The 6,619-nt window shown below is 68.2% G+C and carries 11 protein-coding genes and 1 pseudogene; 3 read left to right on the top strand and 9 right to left on the bottom strand.

The window, feature by feature from the left end; translation table 11 throughout:
* Positions 1-414: pseudogene (locus B7X32_RS16905) on the top strand (pyridine nucleotide-disulfide oxidoreductase); the annotation flags it as partial.
* A 37-nt stretch (positions 415-451) separates the two neighbouring features.
* Here the strand turns inward: B7X32_RS16905 and B7X32_RS16900 are convergent.
* On the bottom strand, positions 452-886 hold the full coding sequence (locus B7X32_RS16900) for a hypothetical protein (protein WP_292722248.1): 435 nt from the start codon (positions 884-886) through the stop codon (positions 452-454).
* Positions 887-983: 97 nt separating this feature from the next.
* Between B7X32_RS16900 and B7X32_RS16895 the strand changes: the two genes are divergently transcribed.
* Positions 984-2,027: an alpha/beta hydrolase gene (locus B7X32_RS16895; RefSeq protein WP_292722245.1), complete on the top strand. Its 1,044-nt coding sequence runs from the start codon at positions 984-986 to the stop codon at positions 2,025-2,027.
* A 31-nt stretch (positions 2,028-2,058) separates the two neighbouring features.
* Here the strand turns inward: B7X32_RS16895 and B7X32_RS16890 are convergent, their stop codons facing one another.
* The 3 genes from B7X32_RS16890 to B7X32_RS16880 all read right to left on the bottom strand — a co-directional run bounded on the left by B7X32_RS16890 (position 2,059) and on the right by B7X32_RS16880 (position 3,569).
* Positions 2,059-2,712 (bottom strand): GntR family transcriptional regulator, encoded by a 654-nt coding sequence (locus tag B7X32_RS16890; RefSeq protein WP_292722243.1) that lies wholly within the window; start codon positions 2,710-2,712, stop codon positions 2,059-2,061.
* Between the two features lie 168 nt (positions 2,713-2,880).
* Positions 2,881-3,165 carry a DUF1905 domain-containing protein gene (locus B7X32_RS16885; RefSeq protein WP_292722240.1) on the bottom strand — a complete coding sequence of 95 codons (285 nt, stop codon included), beginning with the start codon at positions 3,163-3,165 and terminating at the stop codon, positions 2,881-2,883.
* Positions 3,162-3,569: a VOC family protein gene (locus B7X32_RS16880; protein WP_292722237.1), complete on the bottom strand. Its 408-nt coding sequence runs from the start codon at positions 3,567-3,569 to the stop codon at positions 3,162-3,164. Before B7X32_RS16880 ends, B7X32_RS16885 begins: the two co-directional genes overlap by 4 nt.
* A 246-nt stretch (positions 3,570-3,815) precedes the next feature.
* Between B7X32_RS16880 and B7X32_RS16875 the strand changes: the two genes are divergently transcribed.
* Positions 3,816-4,088, top strand: a complete 273-nt coding sequence (locus B7X32_RS16875) for a hypothetical protein (RefSeq protein ID WP_292722235.1) — start codon at positions 3,816-3,818, stop codon at positions 4,086-4,088.
* Here the strand turns inward: B7X32_RS16875 and B7X32_RS16870 are convergent.
* The 5 genes from B7X32_RS16870 to B7X32_RS16860 all read right to left on the bottom strand — a co-directional run.
* A complete protein-coding gene (locus B7X32_RS16870) occupies positions 4,072-4,572 on the bottom strand; it encodes a hypothetical protein (protein ID WP_292722232.1) in 501 nt (166 codons plus the stop codon). The genes B7X32_RS16875 and B7X32_RS16870 overlap by 17 nt on opposite strands.
* Before the next feature lie 40 nt (positions 4,573-4,612).
* Positions 4,613-4,912 carry a helix-turn-helix domain-containing protein gene (locus tag B7X32_RS21095; protein ID WP_366247005.1) on the bottom strand — a complete coding sequence of 100 codons (300 nt, stop codon included), beginning with the start codon at positions 4,910-4,912 and terminating at the stop codon, positions 4,613-4,615.
* A complete protein-coding gene (locus B7X32_RS21090; RefSeq protein WP_366247004.1) occupies positions 4,909-5,094 on the bottom strand; it encodes a helix-turn-helix domain-containing protein in 186 nt (61 codons plus the stop codon). The genes B7X32_RS21095 and B7X32_RS21090 overlap by 4 nt, the downstream gene beginning before the upstream one ends.
* Positions 5,091-5,546 carry a helix-turn-helix domain-containing protein gene (locus B7X32_RS16865; RefSeq protein ID WP_292722230.1) on the bottom strand — a complete coding sequence of 152 codons (456 nt, stop codon included), beginning with the start codon at positions 5,544-5,546 and terminating at the stop codon, positions 5,091-5,093. Before B7X32_RS16865 ends, B7X32_RS21090 begins: the two co-directional genes overlap by 4 nt.
* Before the next feature lie 147 nt (positions 5,547-5,693).
* Positions 5,694-6,619, bottom strand: a 926-nt coding sequence (locus B7X32_RS16860; protein WP_292722228.1) for an ImmA/IrrE family metallo-endopeptidase, incomplete at its 5' end; no start/stop codon positions are given.

The raw sequence follows: 6,619 nt of genomic DNA, 5'->3' as shown, positions 1-6,619 counted from the left end.
GCGGTCGGGTACTTCGGATCGCCGCTGGACGGCGTGCCGTTCGACAAGAAGCACGGCGTGATCCCGAACCGCGAGGGCCAGGTGCTCGCGAAGGACTCCAACCAGCGGGTGCCGGGCATCTACGCCACCGGCTGGATCAAGCGGGGGCCGGTCGGGCTCATCGGCCACACCAAGTCGGACGCGATGGAGACCGTGCGCCACCTCATCAACGACCAGGGTTCCTGGTGGCAGCCGGAGGATCCGTCCGAGGAGGCGATCCCCGCACTGCTCGCCGAGCGCGGCGTGCGCTGGACCGACCTCGACGGCTGGCACCGGCTGGACGAGCACGAGATCGCGCTCGGCGCCCCCGAGGAGCGCGCCCGCGTCAAGCTCGTGCCGCGCGAGGACATGGTCCGCATCTCCCGCGGGGAGTGACGCCCCGGGCCCGGCCCGGTCCCTGAGCGGGGAGCGTCTACTTCTTCGCGGTCACCGTGACCGTGAAGGCCAGGTGCTTACCCGAGGCGCTGTTGTCCATCGTGACCTTCGTCGTGCCCTCGGCGAGGGCGTCGAGGCCCGGGTTGAACCGGGCGGATCCGTCGTCCTTGCCCGGCACGAAGGAGACGATCTTCGGGTCGGCGACTTCGGCCGTCCAGTGCGTGAAGTCCTTGTCATCGCCGGTGAGGTCGATCGTGTTGCCGAGGGGCACCTGGACGGTGGTCCCGTCGATCGAGCCGAGGTCCGCGATGATCGGCGGCAGCGCACCGGCCGCCGTGGTCGCGGGGGCGCTGCTCGCGCTGACGGCGGGCGTCGCGCCGCCGGAGCAGCCGGCGAGCCCGAGAGATGCGGTGGCGACTGCGGCGCCCGCGACGAGGCTGGCGATCGAACGGTGCAGTCGAGTGCGGATCATGGTTCCTCCTGAGCGGTCCGTGCCGTGCGCGTCGGTGTGCCCAGCGTAGGGGAGGGGACCCGCGAGCACCGCGGGGCGACGCGGATACCCTGGGTCCATGAGCCGCTCCGATCCCGCCGCGTGGACGACCGACGTGCTCGGCGACGAGTTCGAGCAGCTCACGCTGCCGCTCGGATCCGATGACGAGGGAGAGATCGTCGCGACCCTGGTGCGCGCACTGCCGCAGCGCACCGTGTGGCAGCGGCTCTTCGGAGACGGCCGGCAGCTCGCCGACACCGATGTGCTCTACGTGCACGGGTGGTCGGACTACTTCTTCCAGAAGCGGCTGGCGCGGTTCTGGACCGGCCGCGGCGCGCGGTTCTTCGCGCTGGATCTGCGCAAGTACGGACGGAGTCTCCGCGACTACCAGACGCCCGGCTATATCGGGAGCCTCGTCGAGTACGACCAGGACATCGGGGCGACGCTCGCCACCATGCAGGCGGACTCCGACGCGGTCGGCCGCCGGCTGGTGCTGCTCGGCCATTCCACGGGAGGCCTGATCCTCAGCCTGTGGGCCGCACGGAACCCCGGCATCGCCTCGGCGCTGATCCTGAACAGCCCGTGGCTGGAGTTCCAGCTGCCGCGCTTCACGCGTGAGACGATCGCGCCGCTGGTGGAGCTGCGCGCCAAGTACCGTCCGCTCGACCGTGCCCCGCAGGTCGACCTCGGCTACTACACGCGCGCGCAGCAGGAGGCCGCCGACCCGGCGGATCCCATGGACGTGAACCTCGCCTGGCGGCCGGCGCAGACGATGGCCGTGCATGCCGGGTGGCTGCACGCGATCCTGGCCGGGCACGCGACGATCGCCGGAGGGATCGCGGTCGGCGCTCCCGTGTGCGTGCTGCTGTCGGCGCGCAGCGCCGTGCCGACGGCATGGTCGGACGACCTCACGCGCGCGGACAGCGTGCTGGTGGTCGACGACATCGCCCGAGCCGCGCTGAAGATCGGATCCTCGGTCACGATCGAGCGGATCGACGGTGCACTGCACGACGTCTTCCTGTCCCGGCACGAGGCGCGCGAGGAGGCCTACGATCGGCTCGGCTACTGGGTCGACGGCTGGGCCGCGGCCGATCGCGCCGCCCGGCGCCCGGCGCAGGCCTGACCGCCTCCGCGGACGCGGATCCGGCCCTGGCTCACTCCACGAGGTGCATGGCCCGCATGAGGTGCTCCGCGGAGTGGCCGTCGCCGGCGAGGATCGCCTCGGCCAGGGCGGCGTGCCGCGCGCGCATGACGTCGCGCTGCGAGGCGTCGACCGACCACGGTCGCAGGTTGCGGGACAGCGGCATGCTGGTCTCGTCCAGGACGGAGCTGAGGATCTCGTTGTCGCACCGCTCGGCCAGATAGTGCAGGAGCGCCCAGCGCTCCGCCGAGAGCGCGGCGGGGTCGTCGAGGCCGTCGTCGAGGGCGCGGGCCAGGGCCGCCGCCTCCGTGCGCTCTGCGGCGCTCAGCCGCGGCACGGCGATCGCCGCGACCGCTCCGCCGACATAGCCCGCGTACTCCAGGGTCTTCGCCGTGAGTTCGGGCGGGACCTCGGTGACCTGCGTGTACCGGCTCGGGTACATCTCGACCAGGCCGACCCGTTCGAGTCGCTGCAGCGCCTCCCGGATCGGCATCCGCGAGACGCCGAACTTCTCTGCCAGATCCGCATCCCGGATGCGCGATCCCGCCGGCAGCGTGCCGTCGATGATCGACGCACCGACCTGCTGATACACCTCCTCCGCGAGGAGTTGCTTCGTCGCCCCCAGCGGCGACCTTACTACGCCAGTCAACGGACCGCGTTCGCCCATCACTACCCCCAAGTAGTTACCCCAGAACAGCACTATCTCACTGGGAGGGGGCAAACCCAAATACCGGTATCGAAGTGATGAACGAGCCGTGCATTCGGCGACATCGAGCGGCGTTTGCGCGACGTTCCGGCCGTGTGGGGGCTCGGAGGGGCCGTCGGAGGCGAAGGCTCAGTTGCGCCGGCGCGTGAGGTGCACGGCCACCTCGTCGCCCTCGGCCTTGCCGATCGCCCGGCGGATCGTGCTCGACACCGGAAGCTTGTGGGTGCCGTCGCCCAGGGCCATGAAGGCGCCGTCGAACGGGTGCCCGTCGACGGTTCGGGACACCTTGACGAGCCCCCGTGTCCCGAAGACCGTCGCGGAATCCGGCAGCTGCACGCAGATCCAGGTGTCGCCCTCGCGGACGCGTCCGAGCGTGGCGGTGAAGGCGATGTCCAGCGGCACGATCCTGCTCATGACGCGATCCTCTCATCGGCTCCGGGATCCGTCGCAGGATCCTCGCCCGTGATCGAGAACGCGTTGCCGTCCGGGTCGCGGAACGCGAACATCGCCGGCACTCCGGGCCACCGCAGGATCTCGTCCACGTCGACGCCCTCCGCGAGCATCGCGGCGTGGGCCGCGTCGACGTCGGCGGAGGTGAAGCGGATCCCGATCGGTCCGCGGTGAACGCCGGGATCAGCCGGTTCCAGGGTGAGGATCACGTTCCCGCGGCCGGGAGCCAGCTCGATCCAGCGCCCGTTCGGCGTCGGCGCGTCGCGCAGCACGGCGAAGCCGAGGCGGCGATAGAAGCGCAGCGCGTCGTCCTGGTCGTCTACGGGGACGCTGACCGTGCGGACGCCGGTGATATGTGTGCTGTCCATGACGTTTCCTCTCCGGAACGGAGGTTCCGTTCAGTGAGGTGACGATCGAGGAGGCGCGCGATCGACAGGCCGCCCCGGATTCGAGGCGGCGCGTGCCGGATCAGCGGAAGTTGATGAATCGCAACCAGGTGCTTGTCCACTTGTGAGCGGTCATGCCCGCCGCGGAATCCCGCGGATCTAGGCGCGTCTAGCGGTGTCCGTTGTCGTGCTCCGAGGGGAATTCTGCGGACTAGCTACGATGTGCCCATGAGCTCTCCGGGCTTCGGCTTCCCCGACACCAAGTTTCATGAGCGCGAGACGATGCACAACACGCGCGCTGCTGCGGATGCGGCCCGTCGCACCGAATCGACCATGGAGGAGATCGCCGAAGCGATGCGGCGTCAGCTCGACCTCGCCGAGAGCACACGCGCCGATGCGGAGCGTTCAGAGCGGTTCACTCGGATCATGGCTTGGTGCTCTCTCGGCGTCGCAGTTGCATCGCTCGGCGCGGCGATAGCCGCGATCATCGTGGCCCAATAGGCTGCAGCCGCGTCTCGTTCCAGGCGTCAAGGTCCGCCTCGAAGAAACCGTTCGAGTCGCCGTCCTTGTGCTGTGCTGGCCCGGTCTTGGCGGCGAGCCGGTTCCGGAAGGTGCCGTAGGACATACCGCAGTAGTCGGCGGCCGCCCGTGTGGAGTACACGCGCTGTTTCCCGCTTGAGACGAGATGCTCGAGCAGGTGTTCGATGCGATCGAGCTGTGTCGGCGCTGCGCTGTGCGATCGTGGCGCGGCCGTCGGCGGCGTACGTGGAACGTTCGGCGCGGCGGCCGGAGGGTCGACGGGATCAGGCTTGCAGAGGCCGGATGCTTCGGCGCGTCGGATGCACTCTTCCATCGAGGGGCCGCCCGGATACCAGATGCGCTCCGCCGCCTCGCGGACCGTCAGAGTGCGGATGATCGCGGCCGCCTCGCCCACGACCCGTCCGAAGTCCACGAGCGCCTGCTCCTTCGTCTTGTACTGGCTCATGAATCTAGTGTCGCTATGACGGCACCGGTTTCGGGACTGATCATGCCGGTTTGAACTCCGCGGCGGCCCATGCTTCGAGATCAGCCGGTCGGTATCTTACGGACGCGCCCCGCTTGACGGCCAGAGGCCCTTGCTGGGCCGATCGGAGGTTCCGCAGGCTCTGCGGTGACATGCCGAGCATGGCAGCAGCGGCCTTGGTATTCAGCAAGATCGGGGCGAGCGCGGAGGTAGACGGAGTCGGACCTATTTCGCGTGCTTCCAGAGCCCGGATCACGTTCTCGGCAGTTCGTACAGCGATCAGGTCGACGAGCTCAGCCAGGAGACGGTCCCGATCTGTCATGCCGGCCTCCGGCGTTCGTCCAAGTGTCGTCTGATCGCACCCTCCTCGAACCGCCAGTAGCGGCCGATCTTCGGCGCCGGGAGCTCCCGGCTGCGCGCGAGCTCCTGCACCTGACCGCGGGAGATGTGTAGCCAAGTCGCGACTACATCAGGAGTGAGGAGGCGGGCTCGCTCGGCGCTCACGAGTCCGACCAATCAGCGCGATGGCGCGCAAGCCAGGCGACGACATCCTCACGGGTGTAGCGGATCACGTTCGAGTCGGGAACCAGAGCCGGAACGGGTCCGGTCTTCGCGTTACGCCACCGCTGAAGCGTCAGAGGGGTGACCTCGAGAAATGCGGCCAGAGTCTTAGGGGACATGACGGGCGGGAACTCGGAGGGCAGGTTCGATCGCTGCGCTCCAGTTGCGTGAGCTGATTCGTCCCGCGTGACGTCGGCGGCAGGCGCCTCCAAGTCGGGCTTGCAGAGACCTGTGCCGGCGCAACGCTCGATGAGCTGCTCCATCGAGGGCCCGCCGGGGTACCAGATTCGCTCGGCCGCCTCGCGGACTGTGAGAGTGCGGATGATCGCCACTTCCTCGGCGACGACCTCGCCGAGGTCTCGGAGCGCTTGTTCCTTCGTCTTGTGCGTGCTCATGGAAATCAGCGTCGCGTACTGAGCAGCTGCGCAACAGGTGATCAGACCGGAACGCCGATAACAACGCGACATGGGAGAGGTCGGACCACGGCCTCTCCCAGCGGGGAGCAAAGACCGGGGGCGCGGTGCGGCCGCCCAGGTCTGGTGCTACATCCGCAGACGATCCGTCCGAGCGCCGGGGGTTCTCTCAGCTCGAAAGTCGATGTGCGTCACGTTGTCACGAGGAGACTCAGGAGCGCCCAGGGCGTCAGGGGCGAGCGAACGAAGAATCGCAGGGGGAAGTCCGAGCTCGTCGACGATCCTGTCCTCGGCAAACGGGTTGGGTCCGTACTTCATCTCGATCAGCTTGCGCATGAGCTTCGGCGCTTCGTGCGGGACCTCAACTGGTTCGTTCTTCCTCCAGCCTCGCGCCGAGATCTGTCGGAAAAGTGCTTGGGAACGGTCGGGAGAGATCAGCCCGAGCTGGCGGCCGCGCATGGCGAGCGCTTGCATTGACATGCCCCACTTGGCCTTGAGCTGCGCGAGAGTCTTGAGCGTCATGGTTTCGTCGAACGCGCTGGCGATTGCGCGCTCGGGTGCGAGCAGGGCGCCGGCGAACAGGTTTGCCTCGCGTTCTTTCACGTCCGCATCCACCCAGGGGCGGAACGTGTGAAGCACCATATGGCCGGCCTCGTGCGCGGCAGTGAAGCGATCGCGATCCCCGGATGACCCGGGGAACAGCGAAACCACTGCCGTCTCTCCGACACCTAGCCAGAATGACGCGCCGAAGTGCTGTGACTTTCCCTCTCCGTACAGCGGCTCATCGTCACTAGGCAACACGAGCGGGCAGACCACGATGCCGCGGCGTTCCATCGTGCGCACGAGATGGTTGATGGGTGAGGTGCCGTCCAATGCCCAGAGAGCTCGCACCTCTTGAGCGATCTCCTCGATGCGGTCGGCGCCGAGTTCCTCCTCGCGATCCTCAACGACGGGCAGAGATGGACGGGGGTAGCGGGATCCGTCGAGTAGCTGCTCCGAAATGCGAAATGCTTCCTTGAACAGTTGGCGGGCTTGCTCCGTGTCTCTGCTCTTCG

It is taken from the genome of Microbacterium sp. 13-71-7, assembly GCF_002257455.1.
Taxonomy (GTDB): domain Bacteria; phylum Actinomycetota; class Actinomycetes; order Actinomycetales; family Microbacteriaceae; genus Microbacterium.
The sequence above is the reverse complement of the archived record's forward strand: the minus strand, read 5'-3'. Positions and strand labels throughout refer to the sequence as shown.